This window comes from Bacillus sp. FSL R5-0397, assembly GCF_038593395.1.
Lineage (GTDB): Bacteria > Bacillota > Bacilli > Bacillales > Bacillaceae > Bacillus > Bacillus altitudinis.
In genome coordinates this window covers 3286215-3304988 of sequence record NZ_CP151992.1, presented here as the reverse complement: position 1 = coordinate 3304988, position 18774 = coordinate 3286215, and the positions used below count along the sequence as shown (strand labels likewise).

At 42.2% G+C, this 18774-nt stretch carries 23 protein-coding genes; 22 read left to right on the top strand and 1 reads right to left on the bottom strand.

Features of this window, described 5'->3' with window-relative positions; translation table 11 throughout:
• Positions 1–31 precede the first annotated feature (31 nt).
• The gene (locus NSQ70_RS16975) at positions 32–988 is read left to right on the top strand and encodes an AEC family transporter (RefSeq protein WP_007497662.1); all 957 of its coding nucleotides are present in this window, start codon (positions 32–34) and stop codon (positions 986–988) included.
• A gap of 34 nt (positions 989–1022) precedes the next feature.
• Here NSQ70_RS16975 and racA read toward each other — a convergent pair whose 3' ends face one another.
• Complete coding sequence (gene racA, locus NSQ70_RS16970; RefSeq protein ID WP_342502289.1) at positions 1023–1574, bottom strand: chromosome-anchoring protein RacA; 552 nt, start codon at positions 1572–1574, stop codon at positions 1023–1025.
• A gap of 210 nt (positions 1575–1784) precedes the next feature.
• On the opposite strand from racA, the gene prfA reads away from it, so the two are divergent.
• From prfA to NSQ70_RS16865, 21 genes are all read left to right on the top strand, one after another.
• The gene (gene prfA / locus NSQ70_RS16965) at positions 1785–2852 is read left to right on the top strand and encodes a peptide chain release factor 1 (protein WP_008343422.1); all 1068 of its coding nucleotides are present in this window, start codon (positions 1785–1787) and stop codon (positions 2850–2852) included.
• Entirely contained in the window at positions 2842–3729 is an 888-nt protein-coding gene (prmC, locus tag NSQ70_RS16960; protein ID WP_342462059.1) for a peptide chain release factor N(5)-glutamine methyltransferase, read from the top strand. Before prfA ends, prmC begins: the two co-directional genes overlap by 11 nt.
• Before the next feature lie 137 nt (positions 3730–3866).
• Positions 3867–4346 carry a hypothetical protein gene (locus NSQ70_RS16955; RefSeq protein WP_017360046.1) on the top strand — a complete coding sequence of 160 codons (480 nt, stop codon included), beginning with the start codon at positions 3867–3869 and terminating at the stop codon, positions 4344–4346.
• A gap of 163 nt (positions 4347–4509) precedes the next feature.
• Complete coding sequence (gene spoIIR / locus NSQ70_RS16950; RefSeq protein ID WP_017360045.1) at positions 4510–5160, top strand: stage II sporulation protein R; 651 nt, start codon at positions 4510–4512, stop codon at positions 5158–5160.
• A 63-nt stretch (positions 5161–5223) separates the two neighbouring features.
• On the top strand, positions 5224–5667 hold the full coding sequence (locus NSQ70_RS16945) for a general stress acyl- n-acyltransferase (protein WP_136944606.1): 444 nt from the start codon (positions 5224–5226) through the stop codon (positions 5665–5667).
• A 161-nt stretch (positions 5668–5828) separates the two neighbouring features.
• Positions 5829–6881, top strand: coding sequence for an L-threonylcarbamoyladenylate synthase (locus tag NSQ70_RS16940; protein WP_081105462.1), 1053 nt, complete (start codon positions 5829–5831; stop codon positions 6879–6881).
• Between the two features lie 60 nt (positions 6882–6941).
• Positions 6942–7496, top strand: coding sequence for a manganese efflux pump MntP family protein (locus tag NSQ70_RS16935; protein ID WP_025208133.1), 555 nt, complete (start codon positions 6942–6944; stop codon positions 7494–7496).
• 63 nt (positions 7497–7559) lie between these two features.
• Positions 7560–8018: a low molecular weight protein arginine phosphatase gene (locus NSQ70_RS16930; RefSeq protein ID WP_017360042.1), complete on the top strand. Its 459-nt coding sequence runs from the start codon at positions 7560–7562 to the stop codon at positions 8016–8018.
• Positions 8019–8159: 141 nt separating this feature from the next.
• Positions 8160–8609, top strand: a complete 450-nt coding sequence (gene rpiB, locus NSQ70_RS16925) for a ribose 5-phosphate isomerase B (RefSeq protein WP_025208132.1) — start codon at positions 8160–8162, stop codon at positions 8607–8609.
• A gap of 12 nt (positions 8610–8621) precedes the next feature.
• Positions 8622–9161, top strand: coding sequence for a TIGR01440 family protein (locus NSQ70_RS16920; protein WP_135009591.1), 540 nt, complete (start codon positions 8622–8624; stop codon positions 9159–9161).
• 177 nt (positions 9162–9338) lie between these two features.
• Positions 9339–10586: a serine hydroxymethyltransferase gene (gene glyA, locus NSQ70_RS16915; RefSeq protein ID WP_024718755.1), complete on the top strand. Its 1248-nt coding sequence runs from the start codon at positions 9339–9341 to the stop codon at positions 10584–10586.
• A 147-nt stretch (positions 10587–10733) separates the two neighbouring features.
• On the top strand, positions 10734–11363 hold the full coding sequence (gene upp / locus NSQ70_RS16910; protein ID WP_003214553.1) for a uracil phosphoribosyltransferase: 630 nt from the start codon (positions 10734–10736) through the stop codon (positions 11361–11363).
• Between the two features lie 498 nt (positions 11364–11861).
• Positions 11862–12245 (top strand): ATP synthase subunit I, encoded by a 384-nt coding sequence (locus NSQ70_RS16905; RefSeq protein WP_007497639.1) that lies wholly within the window; start codon positions 11862–11864, stop codon positions 12243–12245.
• A gap of 7 nt (positions 12246–12252) precedes the next feature.
• A complete protein-coding gene (gene atpB, locus NSQ70_RS16900; protein ID WP_007497637.1) occupies positions 12253–12987 on the top strand; it encodes a F0F1 ATP synthase subunit A in 735 nt (244 codons plus the stop codon).
• Positions 12988–13035: 48 nt separating this feature from the next.
• On the top strand, positions 13036–13248 hold the full coding sequence (gene atpE, locus NSQ70_RS16895; RefSeq protein WP_003214968.1) for a F0F1 ATP synthase subunit C: 213 nt from the start codon (positions 13036–13038) through the stop codon (positions 13246–13248).
• Positions 13249–13368: 120 nt separating this feature from the next.
• Positions 13369–13881, top strand: coding sequence for a F0F1 ATP synthase subunit B (gene atpF, locus NSQ70_RS16890; protein ID WP_007497634.1), 513 nt, complete (start codon positions 13369–13371; stop codon positions 13879–13881).
• Entirely contained in the window at positions 13878–14423 is a 546-nt protein-coding gene (locus NSQ70_RS16885) for a F0F1 ATP synthase subunit delta (protein ID WP_007497632.1), read from the top strand. The genes atpF and NSQ70_RS16885 overlap by 4 nt, the downstream gene beginning before the upstream one ends.
• Positions 14424–14439: 16 nt before the next feature.
• The gene (gene atpA, locus NSQ70_RS16880; protein ID WP_008343398.1) at positions 14440–15948 is read left to right on the top strand and encodes a F0F1 ATP synthase subunit alpha; all 1509 of its coding nucleotides are present in this window, start codon (positions 14440–14442) and stop codon (positions 15946–15948) included.
• Positions 15949–16036: 88 nt separating this feature from the next.
• Positions 16037–16903, top strand: a complete 867-nt coding sequence (locus NSQ70_RS16875) for a F0F1 ATP synthase subunit gamma (protein WP_007497628.1) — start codon at positions 16037–16039, stop codon at positions 16901–16903.
• A 24-nt stretch (positions 16904–16927) separates the two neighbouring features.
• Positions 16928–18349, top strand: coding sequence for a F0F1 ATP synthase subunit beta (gene atpD, locus NSQ70_RS16870; RefSeq protein ID WP_008343395.1), 1422 nt, complete (start codon positions 16928–16930; stop codon positions 18347–18349).
• 24 nt (positions 18350–18373) lie between these two features.
• A complete protein-coding gene (locus NSQ70_RS16865; RefSeq protein WP_008343393.1) occupies positions 18374–18769 on the top strand; it encodes a F0F1 ATP synthase subunit epsilon in 396 nt (131 codons plus the stop codon).
• The last annotated feature ends 5 nt before the right edge of the window (positions 18770–18774 follow it).

The following is an 18774-nucleotide window of genomic DNA, read 5'->3' as shown; positions in this document are numbered from 1 at the left end:
ACATGTAAAGGATTCAAGGAGGAATAGTAAGATGGACTTTTTAAATATTTTGATCCTCCTAGCACCGATTTTTTTCGTTATCGCGCTGGGTTGGTTCGCAGGGAACTTCGGCAGCTATGACGCTAAATCTGCAAAAGGTGTAAGTACACTTGTTACAAAGTATGCTTTGCCAGCGCACTTTATCGCCAGCATTCTGTCAACACCAAAAGATAAATTCTATAGTCAAATTCCATTTTTCGTTGCATTGATTCTCGGAATCGTAGGCTTTTATATCATTATCCTTTTAGTTACGAAATTTGCTTTTAAATATGATTTAACAGATTCATCTGTTTTCTCATTAAACTCAGCACAACCGACCTTTGCATTTATGGGGATTCCGGTCTTGGGCAGTTTATTTGGGGCTCAAGAAGTTGCAATTCCGATTGCTATTACCGGAATAGTTGTAAATGCATTGCTTGATCCAATTGCTATTATTGTGTCAACTGTCGGTGAAAAAACAAAAGGAAAAGCCAAAGACGGCGAAAGTTTCCTAAAAATGACGACGAAAGCGATTTTGCACGGTTTATCTGAGCCGCTTGCGCTTGCACCGTTAGCAAGTATCATTCTTGTTCTTTTAGGATTTAAACTTCCTGAAATCGGACATGAAATGCTAGAGGAAATTGGAAGTGTGACATCAGGGGTTGCGCTCTTTGCAGTCGGTGTCACAGTCGGTATCCGCAAAATTAAACTGAGCTTACCAGCTTTCAGTATCGCATTGCTCAAAGTAGCTGTACAACCGTTACTTATGTATTTTATCGCCATTCTTATGGGACTTTCGGCTGATGAAATTACAAAAGCTGTATTGCTTGTTGCCTTCCCAGGTTCAGCTGTTGCGGCTATGATCGCCACTCGATTTGAGAAACAGGAAGCAGAAACAGCATCCGCATTTGTGATCAGTGCGATCATGTCACTCATTACACTACCGATCATTATTGCACTTACCGTATAATATAGTAGAAAGGCTGCCTTATAGGCAGCCTTTCTTAGCGAAATGAATGAAACAGAGGGAAGAGCACACGCTTTTTTTTCATTTCGGGGTGTGCCTTTTCCTTTTCTTCTTCTTTTAATGGTTTTGGTTTTGTCAATGCGGCTGTGAGGCGTTCTAATTTTGCAGTTAATTCTTCAATTTCTCTTCTGTGCTGGAGGAGCTGGTAGGAAACGCCTTCATCTGCTTTCTTAGCGAGTTTCCGTTCTAATTCTTGGAAACGGGCTTCAATATGACTGACATGTGATTGCTCTTGAAGGAGCTGTTTCACTTGTTCTTCTAAGGCTTCTATCCGTTTTGATGAGTCAGAAGTTTCTACAGCAGGTGATAATTGCTGGGCGGTTTCTTCATGGATCGGCAGTCTAATGTCATGGAGAATCACACCTTCGTTCATTTGGTGTTGGACCTCTTTGAGCAGCTGGACAATGTCATCATGAAATTCGTAATGTCCAAGTTCATTCCGGGCGACAGGGATGTTGAGCTGTTTGACCCAGCGCTGAATGGTTTTTGAAGATACACCAATTTCCTTTGCAACCTCATTTGTATTCAAACCAAATGCCCTCCCTTTTTTCAATTACAAGTACCATTCTCTTTCGTGAGCATCCGTTCCTTCACGTTAGACAAAACAAGTAACCAATCGCCAAAGATCGTGTTTTCTAGTGAAAAATTGCAGAAAATCAATTGTTTTGGAAATTTTTTTGACTGTCATACCCCGCTATACTATAATTAGACTGTTACGCACAAAACAGAGGTGAAGACCATGTTAGACCGTTTAAAATCAATTGAAGAACGCTATGAAAAGCTAAATGAATATTTAAGTGACCCTGAAGTGGTGAACGACCCTAAGAAGCTTCGTGAATATTCGAAGGAACAATCTGATATTCAAGAAACTGTTGAGGTATATAGACAATATCGTGCGGCATATGATCAGCTAAGTGATGCGAAAGCCATGCTGGAAGATAAGCTCGATGCCGATATGCGCGACATGGTCAAAGAAGAAATTTCAGAGCTCACAGAGGAAACAGAACGTTTAGAAGACGAGCTGAAAATCTTGCTCATCCCGAAAGATCCGAATGACGATAAAAACGTTATTGTGGAGGTTCGTGGTGCAGCGGGCGGAGAAGAGGCTGCGCTGTTTGCAGGAAACCTGTACCGTATGTACAGCCGTTATGCTGAAATGCAAGGCTGGAAAACGGAAGTCATGGAAGCGAGTGTCACTGGAACTGGCGGTTATAAGGAGATCATCTTTATGATTAGCGGTAAAGGTGCATATTCTAAACTAAAGTTTGAAAACGGTGCACACCGCGTGCAGCGTGTTCCTGAAACTGAGTCAGGCGGCCGTATTCATACATCAACAGCGACAGTTGCTGTATTACCAGAAGCTGAGGAAGTTGAAATTGATATCCACGAAAAAGATATTCGTGTGGATACATTCGCATCAAGCGGACCAGGGGGACAAAGTGTTAATACCACAATGTCTGCTGTTCGTTTGACTCACCTTCCAACAGGTGTAGTGGTTTCCTGTCAGGATGAGAAATCACAAATCAAAAACAAAGAAAAAGCGATGAAAGTTTTGCGTGCGAGAATTTATGATAAATTCCAGCGTGAAGCACAAGCTGAATATGATCAAACCCGTAAATCTGCTGTTGGAACAGGGGATCGTTCAGAGCGTATCCGTACGTACAATTTCCCGCAAAACCGCGTGACGGACCACCGTATCGGATTGACGATTCAAAAGCTTGATCAAATTTTAGAAGGAAAACTTGACGAGGTCATTGATGCATTAATTATGGAAGACCAAGCAAGAAAACTTCAAAATGCAAAATAAAGAGCGAACGATCTTTGAAGCCCTTAAATGGGCTTCTTCTTTGTTAACGGAAGCGGGCAGAGACCAAAACGCAGCAGAGTTAATGTTGATGCATGTGCTTGGATGGAGCAGAAGTGAACTTCTTGCCCGTTTTCATGATCCACTGCCAGAGGAGCAAGATTCACAATTCAGCGAGTTCGTCGCACAGCACAAGCGTGGAGTGCCTGTGCAGCATTTAACGGGTGTTGAATTTTTTTATGGGCGTCCTTTTGAGGTAAACAAACACGTTCTGATTCCTCGTCCTGAAACGGAGGAAGTGGTGCTGGCGGCATTGAATATGATGAATCGTGTTTTTCCTCATGATCAGCCGCTCAAAGCTGTTGATGTAGGAACAGGTAGCGGTGCAATTGCGATTACGTTAGCTCTTGAAAAAGAATCTCTCACTGTGACAGCGACGGATATTTCACATGAAGCACTTGAAGTAGCAAAGCGAAATCAAGAAGCGCTTGGTGCAGACGTTCATTTTGTCCAAGGGGATTTACTTGAACCGATTATGGCTCAAGGCATCAAAGTTGATGTGTTTATTTCCAATCCGCCTTATATTGCGGCAGAAGAAATGGATGGTTTATCAGAGGTTGTCACAAAGCATGAACCTGTCAATGCGCTGACAGATGGGCGTGATGGCCTGTGGTTTTATGAGCGTATCGCCTGTGATCTCCACAAAGTACTTCATCAGCAAGCAGTGGTTGTCTTTGAAATAGGACATACACAAGCACAAGATGTAAAAGCGCTTCTTTTGCAGGCGTTCCCTTCAGCTGATGTTCATATCATCAAGGACATCAATGGAAAGGATCGAGCGGTTTGCGCACACATTCAAAACGGAAGTCCGGCTGAATAAAGTCGGACTATTTTATTATGTAAAGATGAAACTTATGGTAAAAGGGAAACGTATATATAGAAGAATGAACATTCTGATCATGATTTTTTACATAAATTTGTTTTGAAGGAGCGAATGGTGTGAACAGAAGGTATGCGATGGTGTTGGTCATCGTCAGTGTACTATTGATTGTGAGTGCTTGTGGTAAACCGAGCTTTAAAAAAGAAGCAGCAGCATTTGGGGAAAACTATAAAAAAGCACAATACACAGTGAATCGGACGGATGACCTATCTGACATGAAGGAGAAGTTGAAGGATTATTTAACCGAGCATGAATATCAAGAATATACACAAGACAGCATGTTTCCAAGTGTATTAGAAGCAGCAAAAGATCAAGATTGTCAAATTAAACTGAAAAAAATTACGTTTACACCTTCAGATGAAAGCGATGACAGGATTGAATTTGACTATGAAATGATCATTCAATTTATTGACCATAAAGGAAAGGTCAAAAAGGAAATTGAGAAAAAAGGTGCAATGACAGTTATCAAAACAGATTCGGGATTAAAAATCAGCCGAGATTGGGATGGAAGACTGTACCCTTCCGATTACCAATCCTCACTAAAAAGCCGTTCATAAGTTGTTGAATGGCTTTTTTGCATGCAGAAAAAACATTGATTCGCTCACCTCATGTAGTTGTTTTTTACTCATAATCTATTAAAAAAATCATTTTTGCTGTTTACGAGATGCGTTTCCTGGACACAATGTTTGTAGCGAAGAGAAAAAGTGGGGGGAACACATTATGTTCAAAAGTAAAATGATGATTTGTCTTTATATGTTTCTATTATTATGTGGTGCTTTTGCAAACCTTGGAAAAGAGGAGACGGCTGCTGCTTCTGCTAATCAGCCTGTTGTGATTCCAGATGAAGCCATTCGTTTACGCATTTTAGCCAACAGTGACCAGTCGGCAGATCAAGATGTGAAACGAAGTATTCGAGATGAGGTCAATGCCAATATAACGGAGTGGGTGAAAGACCTCACATCCATTGAAGAAGCTAGACGTGTGATTCGTTCAAAGCTTCCAGACATCAATCGTATTGCCAAAGCAAAATTAAAGGAACAACACATTGATCAATCCGTATCGGTCAGCTTTCAAAAAGCCTCATTTCCAACAAAGCTATATGGCAACTTTGTTTATCCTGCTGGGAAATATGAAGCCATTTTGATTACGTTAGGGGAAGGAGACGGAGCCAATTGGTGGTGTGTGTTATTCCCACCGCTCTGCTTTATCGATTTTTCAAACGGAGAAGCGATCGCCTCACCAGAAGGAGATGATAAAGAGCAGGTAGCCGCAGAGCCATCAAATGAATCTGTCAATGAAGTGGTAAAAGAAGAAGAGACGGGTGAAGTGAAATTCTTTCTGTTCGAATGGGTCTCTAGTCTTTTCTCTTAAAAAAGGTCTAAATCTGTTTTTGCCTCATAGAGTTGAAGTAAGAGAACAAAAAGAGGTGAAAGCATGTATTATCAATTAAGAATAGCGACAGAAGAAGATGCCCCGGCCATTAATGCTTTTCTTGAAAAAGGCCAAGCAAAAGGCGGGGTGACGATTGCAGAGCGTACGTCATTTGTGGTCATGGAAGATGCAGACGGTGAGCTTGCAGGCTGTTTAGGTCTTGAACGACTAAATGAACAAGAAGGATTGCTAAGATCACTTGTGATATCAGATAAACTTGGTCAGGGGCATATCGTTTCTCTGTTCCAAAGTGTTCAAACGCTAGGGGGAAAGCAAGGTGTGGACACCTTTTATGTTGTAGCCAATCACTCCTCTTCGCATGATTTTTTAGCGCTGATGGGCTTTACGCCTATAGAGGAAATCCCAGAAAGTGTGTGGGTATCTGAGCATGCAAAAGAGTCGTTGGGAAAAGAGCAGGCGGTTGTGCTGCAAAAAACAGCGAGTTAATCACATAACACCGGACTTATTCACATACTTATCCACTGTAAAACAAGCGTTATCCACAAATTGTGGACAACGCTTGTTTTATTTAGCATCATCTTTTATACTTTCAAAAGGATAATTGAGATATATCAACAGTTTTATCTTTTTTAAAAGGAGTTTGTATGATGTTAAATACAAAAAGGTGGTCTGTGGATTTAAAAAAGGATTTATCCACATACTATCCACAAATTGAACAAGCAGCTCTGTTGTTGCGGCAGAATGAAGTGGTCGCTTTTCCGACAGAAACGGTTTATGGACTAGGGGCAAATGCAAAAGAGACAGAGGCTGTGAAGAAAATTTATGAAGCGAAAGGACGCCCAAGTGATAATCCGTTGATTGTTCACATTGCGGATGTTCAACAGCTTCATGAATTTGCGCAAATAGAAAATGAAAAAGTAACAGCGCTGATGGATGCCTTTTGGCCAGGCGCTCTCACCATTGTTCTACCTTGTAAGCCGGGCACATTATCAAAGCAGGTGACGGCAGGTTTAACAACAGTAGGCGTAAGAATGCCTGATCATCCTGTTGCGCTTGAACTCATCCGAGCAGCTGGTTTGCCAATTGCCGCGCCTAGTGCCAACCGTTCGGGAAAACCGTCGCCGACACTTGCGGATCATGTCGCGAGTGATCTTGATGGGAAAATTGCTGGCATTGTCGATGGTGGTTCAACAGGTATTGGCGTGGAGTCAACGGTTGTATCCTGTATAGACGAGATTCCAGTGATCTTAAGGCCGGGGGGTATTACAAAAGAAGCGTTAGAAGAGGTCGTAGGAACGGTCAACATGGATCCAGGGCTGACGAAAAAGGATGAGGCGCCAGTATCGCCGGGAATGAAATACACACATTATGCACCTGAAGCACAAATGTATATATTTCATGGAAGTGATGAAGACATGCAGCTGCACATTCAGAAGTACCGAGCTGAAGGGTTAAAAGTAGGTGTGCTGACAACAGAAGAAAAGAAGGAATGGTTTGCGGCAGATGTTATCTTTAGCTGTGGATGGAGAGAAAAGCCTGAAACGGTTGCGGCAAACTTATATCGTGTGCTGAGACAATTTGATGAAACGGATGTAGACTTGATCATTTCAGAAGCCTTCTCAGAGCAGGGAGTTGGTTCTGCGATCATGAACCGTCTGCAAAAAGCGGCAGGAGGGCGCACTCTCTCTTCATTCAAATAGTTCTAACCTCTCTTGGACAAACATAGGTTAAAGGAGAATGCGTGTCCAAGGGGGATTTACATGAATGAACTAGCTGGCGAATTGCTGACACTCAGTATCATGGCTTTTGCACTTGGAATGGATGCCTTTTCGGTTGGACTCGGCATGGGGATGATTCAGCTGAGATTCCGCCAGATCCTTTATATTGGACTTGTCATTGGGATATTTCATATGTTTATGCCTCTTTTTGGCATGCTAACAGGTCAGCTTTTATCTGGCTGGCTTGGGCTCCTAGCAACCTATATAGGCGGGGCGCTGCTTTTGGTGCTGGGTCTGCAAATGATCATCGCTTCTATCCGAAAAGAAGATAAGCCATTTATCGCACCTGTTGGGGCCGGTCTCGTTCTTTTTGCAACAAGTGTGAGTTTAGATAGTTTTTCCGTTGGCTTAAGCTTGGGGATTTACGGTTCTCGGGTGTTGATGACCATTTTATTGTTTGGCTTTTTTAGTATGATGCTCACATGGCTTGGGTTATTACTCGGTAAACAGGTGCGGTCATGGGTAGGTTCATACAGCGGGGCGCTTGGCGGATTGATTTTACTAGCCTTTGGAATCAAATTATTATTTCCGCTCTAGCCAGTCTCCTTACATAACATGTAGAATGAAATGCTATATAATAGAAGAAAAGGAGGTCGAAAGATGAATATCTTATTTGTTTGTACGGGAAATACTTGCAGAAGTCCGATGGCTCAAGCCCTTTTTTCCTCCATTGCAGATGAAAAAGGCTTACAGGTCACTGTAAAATCAGCGGGCATCTTCGCCTCTGATGCAGGGAAGGCTTCTCCTCAAGCAGTCGAAGCATTATTTGAGAAAAGCATTCCACTGAATCACTCATCGTCTAAACTAACAGAAGAACTTCTTCATGAAGCAGATTATGTCTTCACCATGACCATTCAGCATAAGCAGTTGATTGTGGAGCAATATGCTCATGTGAAAGACAAGGTCTTCACTCTAAAAGAATTTGCGACAGGATCAGAAGGTGACGTGTCGGATCCATTTGGAGGGAGTCTCTCCATTTATCAGGAGACACGAGATGAACTAGAAACGCTATTGTATCAACTTGCTAAAAAGCTTAAACAGGATCACAAATCCTCATAAATGGACAACCTGTAAAACCGTTGCGTAAACGGTTTTTCTGCTTTTGTTTGCAAATGACTAGGCAGAGGTTAAAATATAACTGTAAATAAAGAATGAATGTAAGACATGACAGATTAACTCACCCTTAGGAGGAATTGCCCGATGAAAGTAGCCATTGCATCCGATCACGGCGGAACGAATATTCGTGAAGAAATCAAACAACTAATGGATGAATTAAAGATTGAATACATTGATATGGGTTGTGAATGTGGATCAGGTTCTGTAGACTACCCTGACTATGCTTTTCCTGTAGCCAATATGGTGGCAAACGGGGAAGTCGATCGAGGCATTTTGATTTGCGGGACAGGTATCGGTATGAGCATTTCAGCAAACAAAGTGAAAGGCATCCGCTGTGCACTGGCGCATGATACATTCAGTGCAAAGGCGACGAGAGAACATAACGATACAAATGTTCTTGCGATGGGAGAACGAGTCATTGGACCAGGATTGGCAAGAGAGATTGCTCACATTTGGCTGACAACAGATTTTACTGCAGGACGTCATGCTGTGCGGATTGGTAAAATCGCTGATTACGAAGAAAAGCACCTGTAAGGAGCGCTTAACATGAACATTGGTCAAGATTGGCTTGAAATGTTAAAAGAGTTTCATCAAACAGTTGAACTGCGAGCCGGCCACATTTTAGTGATTGGCTGCAGTACATCAGAAGTGGCTGGCGAGCACATTGGGACAGCGGGAAGTGAGCAAATTGCTGAAGCTATTTATCAAGAGCTCGATCAACTGAGACGCGAGACAGGAATTGAATTGGCCTTCCAATGCTGCGAGCATTTGAATCGTGCCCTCGTTGTGGAAGAAGAGGTGGCGTACCGGCTTAACTTAGAAATTGTAGCGGCAGTACCTGTCCGTAAGGCGGGTGGTTCTATGGCGGCGCATGCGTATCAGCAAATGGAACACCCTGTGCTGGTTGAATCCATTTCAGCGCATGCAGGGATTGATATCGGTGATACATTAATCGGCATGCACTTAAAGCGGGTAGCCGTACCGGTCCGTCTCAGTCGTCATCAATTAGGACAAGCACATGTGACGTTTGCAAAAACTCGTCCAAAGCTGATTGGCGGAGAACGAGCCGTTTATACAAGATCATAGTTCGGATATATTTCTAATATAATGTTGAATGATGAAGACGCTCCACCCCTTGAATATTCGGGTTTTCATAAAAAAGAAGTCGATTTTCCAAAAAAAACTTTTACATTTTACTCAAAAACCGTGTACAATGAGATGGTGAAAACATCGAATGGAAATAGATTGGAGAGGATTTCGCTGATGAAACATTTACCTGAGCAAGACGCACAAGTATTCAAAGCAATTCAACTAGAGCGGAAACGCCAGCAGGACAAAATCGAATTAATTGCATCAGAAAACTTCGTAAGCGAAGCAGTCATGGAAGCACAGGGCTCTGTCTTAACAAACAAATATGCAGAAGGTTACCCTGGTAAACGCTACTATGGCGGCTGTGAACATGTAGACGTTGTAGAAGATATCGCACGTGACCGCGCAAAAGAAATTTTTGGCGCTGAGTATGTGAACGTACAGCCTCACTCAGGAGCTCAAGCGAATATGGCCGTATACTTTACAATCCTTGAGCATGGCGATACAGTGCTAGGCATGAACTTATCACATGGCGGGCATTTAACACATGGAAGCCCTGTAAACTTTAGCGGCGTACAGTACAACTTTGTAGAATACGGTGTAGATAAAGAAACACAACATATCGACTACCAAGATGTACTTGAAAAAGCACGTGAGCATAAGCCGAAACTAATCGTAGCGGGGGCAAGTGCTTACCCACGTCAAATTGATTTCAAAAAGTTCCGTGAAATTGCCGATGAAGTCGGTGCTTACTTTATGGTGGACATGGCTCACATCGCGGGTCTTGTTGCAGCAGGTCTTCATCCAAATCCAGTTCCTTACGCTGATTTTGTGACAACGACAACTCACAAAACATTGCGCGGACCTCGCGGCGGAATGATTCTATGCCGTGAAGAGTTTGGTAAAAAGATCGACAAATCGATCTTCCCTGGTATTCAAGGTGGACCACTCATGCATGTGATCTCTGCAAAAGCTGTTTCTTTCGGTGAAGTATTGAACGGAGATTTCAAAACATATGCACAAAACGTGATTGATAACGCAAAACAACTAGCTGAAACACTTTTATCTGAGGATATTCAGCTTGTATCTGGTGGAACAGATAACCATCTTGTTCTCATCGACTTGCGCTCTCTTGGCATTACAGGAAAAATTGCAGAAAACGTTCTTGATGAAATTGGTATCACGGTGAACAAAAATGCAATTCCATATGATCCAGAGAAACCATTTGTTACAAGTGGTGTACGTGTAGGTACAGCAGCAGTGACAAGCCGTGGCTTCGATCAAGAAGCGATGAAAGAAGTCGGTTCCATTATTGCGCTTGCTCTGAAACATCATGAAGATGAAGCGAAATTAGAAGAGGCGAAAAAGCGTGTATCTGATCTGACAGCTCGTTTCCCTCTATATCAAGAATTAGATTATTAAGATGCAGACCCATTTGCCTATTTTTGGCATGTGGGTTTTTTTTGTAGGATTTGCGAATCATATTGAAAGATGATGTCTTTTTATGTAGAATTGTAGGAAGTGTGCAAAGTTCACCGGAAGATGACAGAAAAGGAGTTGTAGCAAGCAATGGCAAAGGTTTATGTATTTGATCACCCGCTTATTCAGCACAAACTTACATATATTCGTGACGTTCATACAGGAACAAAAGAATTTAGAGAGCTAGTGGATGAAGTCGCAACATTAATGGCATTTGAAATCACAAGAGACTTACCGCTTGAAGAGGTAGATGTAGAAACACCTGTACAAGTCGCTAAATCAAACGTGATCTCAGGTAAAAAACTCGGAGTTGTGCCGATTTTAAGAGCAGGTCTTGGAATGGTAGACGGGATTTTGAAACTCATTCCAGCTGCCAAAGTGGGACATGTCGGTTTATACCGTGATCCGAAGACATTAAAGCCTGTTGAATATTATGTGAAGCTTCCATCTGATGTGGAAGAGCGTGAATTTATCGTAGTAGACCCAATGCTTGCAACCGGCGGATCAGCTGTAGAAGCATTAAACAGCTTGAAAAAACGCGGTGCGAAAAACATCCGCTTCATGTGTCTGATTGCTGCGCCAGAAGGTGTAGAAGAAATGCAAAAACATCATCCAGATGTTGATATCTACATTGCGGCATTAGATGAGAAGTTAAACGAAAAAGGTTACATCATCCCAGGTCTTGGTGATGCTGGTGACCGTATGTATGGAACAAAATAAGAATGATTCATGAAAAGCCCACATGCAAACGTGCATGTGGGCTTTTTTGAAAAATATGACAAACGGTTGATATCGTTCTTAGAAAAATCAATGTATACTGAACATTAGCAGTTTTTTTGCATGAATGTCACAACTCTCCTAAAGTTTGATGAAATTGTGAACATTTTGTGTGCTCTCTCATTATAGAAAAGTTTTTTAACTTTCAACGGATTGACACATCATAGACGCTATTGTATGCTAAACGAGGGTATTATGGTAAGGTTTTCATAGCCTATAGCACTCTACTAATCCTCATTGTGAACCCTTTAATAATCAGGGTTTGTATCAGCGAATGAAGCAGAATCCCATAGATCTAAAGATTTCAAGTCTGATTGCACAATTAGACCGATGGGTGATTGATTTTTTTCAAATAGGACGGCTTATCATAAGCGTCTTCTACGCAGTTTTCATCACCATTTATCACCTTTTTTACAATATTTTTCATCGGGAGTCAGATGAATGAACGATCCAAACGTCATTTTCCGCAGACAGAGTAAATATATGTTCTATTTATTGGCAATTTTTGTGTTTGGCTATGCCATGCCTGGTTTTAAACCACTGTTTCTTGGTTTCATTATCGGCACAATTTTTGCTTTCTTTAATTTATTCCTGCTTATTCGGAGAATGCATGCTTTTGATCGAGCAGTTAAAAAAGGAAAATCTATTCGTTCAATGGGAAGTACAGCCAGGTGGGCCAACGCAATTCTCGCAGTAGCGATTGCTTGGCGTTACCCTAACGAAGTTCATCTGGCAGGTGTTGTTATAGGATTAATGACAATATATCCTGTCATTATGATAGATTCCTTCATTCAACTTAAACGTTCTACTATGGAAGAGAGGTGAATACTCTTTGGGTCACAGTTCAAAAACTACAGAATTTTTAGGGTTAACGTTCAACTTATCCAATGTTCTCATGATTACGATTGCTAGTATCATCGTTCTTCTCATAGCGGTGCTGACTACTCGTGTTCTGGCTATTCGTCCGACAAAGGCGCAGAACTTCATGGAATGGATTGTTGATTTTGTTCGAAATATCATAGGTAGTTCGATGGACATGAAAACAGGAGCCCCATTTCTAGCGCTTGGCGTTACATTACTCATGTACATATTTGTTTCAAACATGCTTGGACTGCCATTCTCGATTACGGTCGATCACAACTTATGGTGGAAATCACCAACTGCTGATCCTGCAATCACAATGACACTAGCGGTTATGGTCATGGGATTGACACACTACTATGGTGTTAAAGCAAAAGGAGTCAAGGAATATACAAAAGACTACTTTAGACCAATCCCACTTTTAGTACCGCTGAAAATTATTGAAGAATTTGCAAACACATTAACACTTGGTTTGCGTCTTTATGGAAATATTTTCGCTGGAGAGATTCTTCTTGGTTTACTTGCAGGACTTGCGACTAATTTCTATTCGCAAAACCTTGCATTAGGTATCATTGGTACATTAGGTGCCATCGTGCCGATGATTGTATGGCAGGCATTCAGTTTGTTTGTCGGAACCATCCAGGCATTTATCTTCACCATGCTGACAATGGTGTATATCTCCCATAAAGTCAGCGACGAACACTAAAAAATTGAGAGTCCAAAAAGGACGTTATTTTAAAGGAGGAGCTTTTTAATGAATTTAATAGCAGCAGCAATTGCAATCGGTTTAGGAGCACTAGGAGCAGGTATTGGTAACGGTCTAATCGTATCTAAAACAGTTGAAGGAATCGCTCGTCAGCCAGAAGCTGGTAGAGAACTAAGAACTCTTATGTTCATCGGGGTAGCTTTAGTTGAGGCACTTCCAATTATCGCTGTCGTTATCGCATTCTTGGCATTCTTTGGTTAATATGTGAGAAGCGTTCTAATATGAATTTTAATGGCGAAGATCAGATTAGTTCGAAACTTCGCCATTCCTTTATGTTTTGTTTCTTAACATATTATTTAAAGAAGGGAGTTGCCGTACTAAATGTCTCAGTTACCAGTAGTTTTAGGAGCAGGTCTAAACACCGGAGATATCATATTCCAGCTGATCGCTATGCTCATCCTGCTTGCACTTTTAAAGAAATTTGCGCTTAAGCCTTTATTAGGGATTATGAAACAGCGTGAAGATTATATAGGAAATGAAATTTCAAGTGCTGAAGAAAAGCACGTTCAAGCTGAAAAGCTTCTTGAAGAACAACGTGTCTTATTGAAAGAAGCACGCGAAGAATCACATACACTCATCGAAAATGCGAAAAAGATTGGTGAGAAACAAAAAGAAGACATCATTCAAGCAGCGCGTCAAGAATCAGAGCGCTTGAAAGAGTCTGCTAGAACTGAAATCGTGAAAGAAAAAGAACAAGCTGTGGCTGCACTGCGCGAGCAAGTTGCATCACTTTCTGTATTAATTGCTTCTAAAGTGATTGAAAAAGAACTTGATGAGCAAGCACAAGAGAAATTGATCCAAGAGTATCTTAAAGAGGCAGGCGAAAGCCGATGAGCGTGACTATTGTCTCTAAGCGTTACGCTTCTGCTCTTTTTGACATCGTTCTTGCTTCTTCGGCAGTAGACGAAACTGAAAAAGAGCTGAATGAGATCAAAAAAGTTCTCAAGGCTGACCAAGAATTAAATGACTTTCTTGTTCATCCGAAGATTACGGCAGACAAAAAGAAACATCTGATTGCAGAAGCTTTCAAAGGTGTTTCGACATATGTTTTGCACACAATGTATTTACTGATTGACCGTGGACGCACGAATATTTTTCCTGAAATGGCGTCTGAGTTTGTGAAACTTGCAAACCGTACGAAACAAATAGACGATGCGATCGTGTATTCAGTGAAACCGCTCAGCGGAGCTGAAATTCAATCTTTATCTGAAGTATTTGCCAAAAAAGCCGGAGTCACATCACTGCGTGTAGAAAACGTGATTGACAAGGATCTAATAGGCGGAGTGAAAATCCGTATCGGAAACCGCATTTATGACGGCAGTGTCAGCGGAAAGCTTTCCCGCATTGAACGTCAGCTTGCAGGCGAAAATCGTTAGAAGGGGTGAAACCTTAGTGAGTATCAAAGCTGAAGAGATTAGCGCGCTGATAAAGCAGCAAATCCAAAACTATCAATCTGAAATTGAAGTAAAAGATGTCGGTACAGTCATTCAAGTAGGGGACGGTATCGCGCGTGTACATGGCCTTGACAACATTATGGCAGGAGAGCTTGTTGAGTTCTCTAACGGTGTAATGGGTATGGCTCAAAACCTTGAGGAGTCTAACGTAGGTATCGTAATCTTAGGACCTTACAAAGATATCCGTGAAGGTGACGACGTAAAACGTACAGGTCGTATCATGGAGGTTCCAGTAGGAGAAGAGTTAATCGGACGTATTGTGAACCCACTTGGTCAGCCTGTTGATGGACTAGGTCCAATTTTAACAAGCAAAACACGTCCAATCGAAAGTGAAGCACCAGGCGTTATGGATCGTAAATCGGTACATGAGCCGCTTCAAACGGGAATTAAAGCAATTGATGCCTTGATTCCAATCGGACGCGGACAGCGTGAATTGATCATTGGGGACCGTCAAACAGGTAAAACATCTGTTGCAATCGATACGATCCTGAATCAAAAAGATCAAGACATGATCTGTATCTATGTAGCGATCGGACAAAAAGAATCAACTGTTCGTGGTGTTGTTGAAACACTTCGTAAGCATGGTGCGCTTGACTACACAATCGTTGTCACAGCTTCTGCATCACAGCCAGCTCCACTTCTTTACCTTGCTCCTTATGCAGGTGTAACGATGGGTGAGGAATTCATGTATAACGGCAAGCATGTGCTTGTTGTGTATGATGACCTTTCTAAACAAGCGGCAGCTTACCGTGAGCTTTCATTATTGCTTCGTCGTCCTCCAGGCCGTGAAGCATTCCCTGGTGATGTTTTCTACCTTCACTCTCGTTTATTAGAGCGTGCAGCGAAGCTAAGTGATGAAAAGGGTGGCGGTTCTATCACAGCATTGCCTTTCGTAGAAACGCAAGCTGGTGATATCTCTGCATATATCCCAACAAACGTTATCTCAATCACAGATGGACAGATCTTCTTACAATCTGATCTCTTCTTCTCAGGCGTACGTCCAGCGGTAAACGCAGGATTGTCTGTATCTCGTGTAGGTGGTTCTGCACAAATCAAAGCGATGAAAAAGGTAGCAGGTACACTTCGTCTGGATCTTGCTTCTTATCGTGAGCTTGAAGCATTCGCTCAGTTTGGATCTGATCTAGACCAAGCGACTCAAGCTAAATTAAACCGTGGTGCTAGAACAGTTGAAGTCTTAAAACAAGACTTGAACAAGCCGCTGAAAGTTGAAAAACAAGTAGCGATTCTTTATGCACTGACAAGAGGATACTTAGATGATGTAGCGATTGCTGATGTCAAACGCTTTGAAGCTGAGTTATTCATGTACATTGAAGAAAACCATAAAGACTTGTTTGACACAATCTCTCAAACAGGAAACATGCCTGCTGATGAAGAGTGGAAAGCAGCGATCGAAGGCTTTAAACGTACGTTTGCACCAAGCAACTAATTAGTAATCTTTCCGAGAGAAAAAGATTCTCTTTTTCTCTCTTTTCACGTAAATGAACACGGATTCCTGAAAAAAGGTGGTGAAATCTTTGGCCTCATTACGCGATATTAAGTCAAGGATCACGTCAACAAAAAAATCGAGTCAGATCACAAAAGCGATGCAAATGGTATCAGCTGCGAAACTGAATCGTGCTGAAAATAATGCGAAGTCCTTTGTTCCTTACATGGAGAAAATCCAAGAAGTCGTTGCGGCAATCGCAACTGGAACAAGTGCTAAGCACCCAATGCTTCTTTCAAGACCTGTTAAGAAAACAGGGTATCTCGTCATTACATCTGATCGAGGACTTGCAGGACCTTTTAACAGCTCGATTTTACGTGCCGCTTACCAAGCCATTCAATCTCGACATCAATCTGCTGATGAATATGCGGTGATTGTGATTGGTAAAATCGGACGCGACTTCTTCAAAAAGCGTGGTATTCCAGTTATTTCTGAAGTCACAGGGCTTGGAGACGAAGTAGCGTTTGCTGATATTAAAGAATTAGCAAGCAGTACAGTGCAAATGTTCTCTGATGAAGCGTTTGATGAGCTTTACATGTTCTATAACCATTTCGTCAGTGCCATTTCACAAGAAGTAACAGAGAAAAAATTATTGCCGCTAACGGACCTTTCGGCCGCAGCAACACCAAATAAACGTTCCGCATCTTATGAGTTTGAGCCTTCTGAAGAAGAAATTCTTGAAGTTCTCCTTCCTCAATATGCAGAGAGTTTGATTTTCGGTGCGCTTCTTGACAGCAAAGCAAGTGAACATGCTGCAAGGATGACAGCAATGAAGAGTGCAACAGACAACGCAAAAGAATTGATCGACAGCCTGACACTCTCTTACAACCGTGCTCGTCAAGCAGCGATTACACAAGAGATTACAGAAATTGTCGGCGGAGCAGCTGCCTTAGAATAGAAATAATTGTCAGGAGGGAATGCAATGAAAACAGGACGCATCAGTCAGATCATGGGACCAGTCGTAGACGTTCGTTTTGAAGACGGTCACTTGCCTGAGATTTATAATGCGATCAAAGTTTCGCATAAAGCGGAAAGCGAAAGTGAAGTTGATATCGACTTAACTTTAGAAGTAGCACTACATTTAGGTGATGATACAGTGAGAACCATCGCAATGGCATCAACAGACGGTGTGAAGCGCGGTATGGAAGCTGTAGACCTTGGAAAACCAATTTCAGTACCAGTTGGTAACGTAACACTTGGACGTGTATTCAACGTACTGGGAGATAACATTGACTTAGATGAGCCACTTGGTGTGGAAGCGCAAAGAGACCCAATCCACAGACAAGCGCCTTCTTTTGATCAACTTTCTACAGAAGTTGAAATTCTTGAAACAGGTATCAAAGTTGTTGACCTTCTTGCTCCTTACATCAAAGGTGGAAAGATCGGTCTATTCGGTGGAGCCGGTGTTGGTAAAACCGTTCTGATTCAAGAATTGATCAACAACATCGCACAAGAACACGGCGGTATTTCTGTATTCGCTGGTGTTGGAGAGCGTACACGTGAAGGAAATGACCTTTACTACGAAATGAAAGATTCTGGCGTTATCGAAAAAACAGCGATGGTCTTCGGCCAAATGAACGAGCCACCAGGTGCACGTATGCGTGTAGCTCTAACTGGTTTGACAATGGCAGAGCATTTCCGTGATGAACAAGGTCAAGACGTATTGTTCTTCATCGATAACATCTATCGTTTTACACAAGCAGGTTCTGAAGTATCAGCCCTTCTTGGACGTATGCCTTCAGCGGTAGGTTATCAGCCAACTCTTGCAACAGAAATGGGTCAGCTTCAAGAGCGTATCACGTCTACAAACGTAGGATCGGTTACATCGATTCAAGCGATCTATGTACCTGCGGATGACTATACAGATCCGGCTCCAGCTACAACGTTCGCTCACCTTGATGCAACGACAAACCTTGAGCGTAAGTTGACAGAGATGGGGATTTACCCAGCGGTAGATCCACTTGCTTCAACATCTCGTGCCCTTGCACCTGAGATTGTTGGCGAAGAGCATTATGCGATCGCGCGTGAAGTTCAGCAAACATTGCAGCGTTATAAAGAATTGCAAGATATCATTGCCATTTTAGGTATGGATGAATTATCTGAGGACGATAAGCTTGTGGTTCACAGAGCACGTCGTGTTCAATTCTTCCTATCTCAAAACTTCCACGTAGCAGAACAGTTCACTGGCCAAAAAGGTTCTTATGTGCCATTGCAAGAAACTGTTAAAGGCTTCAAGGAAATCTTATCTGGTAAATACGATCACCTTCCAGAAGATGCATTCCGCTTAGTCGGCCGCATTGAAGAAGTGGTTGAAAAAGCCAAAGAGATGGGTGTAGAGGCCTAATCTGGTCCTTAGGAGGGTAAAAGCATGAAGACCGTTCAAGTCAATATCGTTACTCCCGACGGCCCAGTGTATGAAGCGGATGTGGAAATGGTCAGTGTAAGAGCAGAAAGCGGTGAGCTTGGGATTTTAGCTGGCCACGTTCCAATGGTTGCTCCGCTAAAAATCGGTGCAGTTCGCTTAAAACATAGTGGATCAACTGAATTGGTTGCAGTAAGCGGTGGATTTGTTGAAGTTCGCCCCGAAAAAGTAACCATTCTTGCTCAGGCTGCTGAAACATCAGACAAAGTTGATGTCGATCGTGCAAAATCAGCGAAACAGCGTGCTGAAGAGCATTTGAACCACCCGAATGAAAGTGATGTACGCAGGGCGGAACTCGCATTAAAACGGGCATTAAACCGTTTAAATGTAGCAGGGAAATAAAACAG

Coding starts and splice junctions, on each gene's coding strand:
- NSQ70_RS16975 (WP_007497662.1), top strand. CDS start 32: ATGGACTTTTTAAATATTTTGATCCTCCTAGCACCGATTTTTTTCGTT.
- prfA (WP_008343422.1), top strand. CDS start 1,785: ATGTTAGACCGTTTAAAATCAATTGAAGAACGCTATGAAAAGCTAAAT.
- prmC (WP_342462059.1), top strand. CDS start 2,842: ATGCAAAATAAAGAGCGAACGATCTTTGAAGCCCTTAAATGGGCTTCT.
- NSQ70_RS16955 (WP_017360046.1), top strand. CDS start 3,867: ATGGTGTTGGTCATCGTCAGTGTACTATTGATTGTGAGTGCTTGTGGT.
- spoIIR (WP_017360045.1), top strand. CDS start 4,510: ATGTTCAAAAGTAAAATGATGATTTGTCTTTATATGTTTCTATTATTA.
- NSQ70_RS16945 (WP_136944606.1), top strand. CDS start 5,224: ATGTATTATCAATTAAGAATAGCGACAGAAGAAGATGCCCCGGCCATT.
- NSQ70_RS16940 (WP_081105462.1), top strand. CDS start 5,829: ATGTTAAATACAAAAAGGTGGTCTGTGGATTTAAAAAAGGATTTATCC.
- NSQ70_RS16935 (WP_025208133.1), top strand. CDS start 6,942: ATGAATGAACTAGCTGGCGAATTGCTGACACTCAGTATCATGGCTTTT.
- NSQ70_RS16930 (WP_017360042.1), top strand. CDS start 7,560: ATGAATATCTTATTTGTTTGTACGGGAAATACTTGCAGAAGTCCGATG.
- rpiB (WP_025208132.1), top strand. CDS start 8,160: ATGAAAGTAGCCATTGCATCCGATCACGGCGGAACGAATATTCGTGAA.
- NSQ70_RS16920 (WP_135009591.1), top strand. CDS start 8,622: ATGAACATTGGTCAAGATTGGCTTGAAATGTTAAAAGAGTTTCATCAA.
- glyA (WP_024718755.1), top strand. CDS start 9,339: ATGAAACATTTACCTGAGCAAGACGCACAAGTATTCAAAGCAATTCAA.
- upp (WP_003214553.1), top strand. CDS start 10,734: ATGGCAAAGGTTTATGTATTTGATCACCCGCTTATTCAGCACAAACTT.
- NSQ70_RS16905 (WP_007497639.1), top strand. CDS start 11,862: ATGAACGATCCAAACGTCATTTTCCGCAGACAGAGTAAATATATGTTC.
- atpE (WP_003214968.1), top strand. CDS start 13,036: ATGAATTTAATAGCAGCAGCAATTGCAATCGGTTTAGGAGCACTAGGA.
- atpF (WP_007497634.1), top strand. CDS start 13,369: ATGTCTCAGTTACCAGTAGTTTTAGGAGCAGGTCTAAACACCGGAGAT.
- NSQ70_RS16885 (WP_007497632.1), top strand. CDS start 13,878: ATGAGCGTGACTATTGTCTCTAAGCGTTACGCTTCTGCTCTTTTTGAC.
- atpD (WP_008343395.1), top strand. CDS start 16,928: ATGAAAACAGGACGCATCAGTCAGATCATGGGACCAGTCGTAGACGTT.
- NSQ70_RS16865 (WP_008343393.1), top strand. CDS start 18,374: ATGAAGACCGTTCAAGTCAATATCGTTACTCCCGACGGCCCAGTGTAT.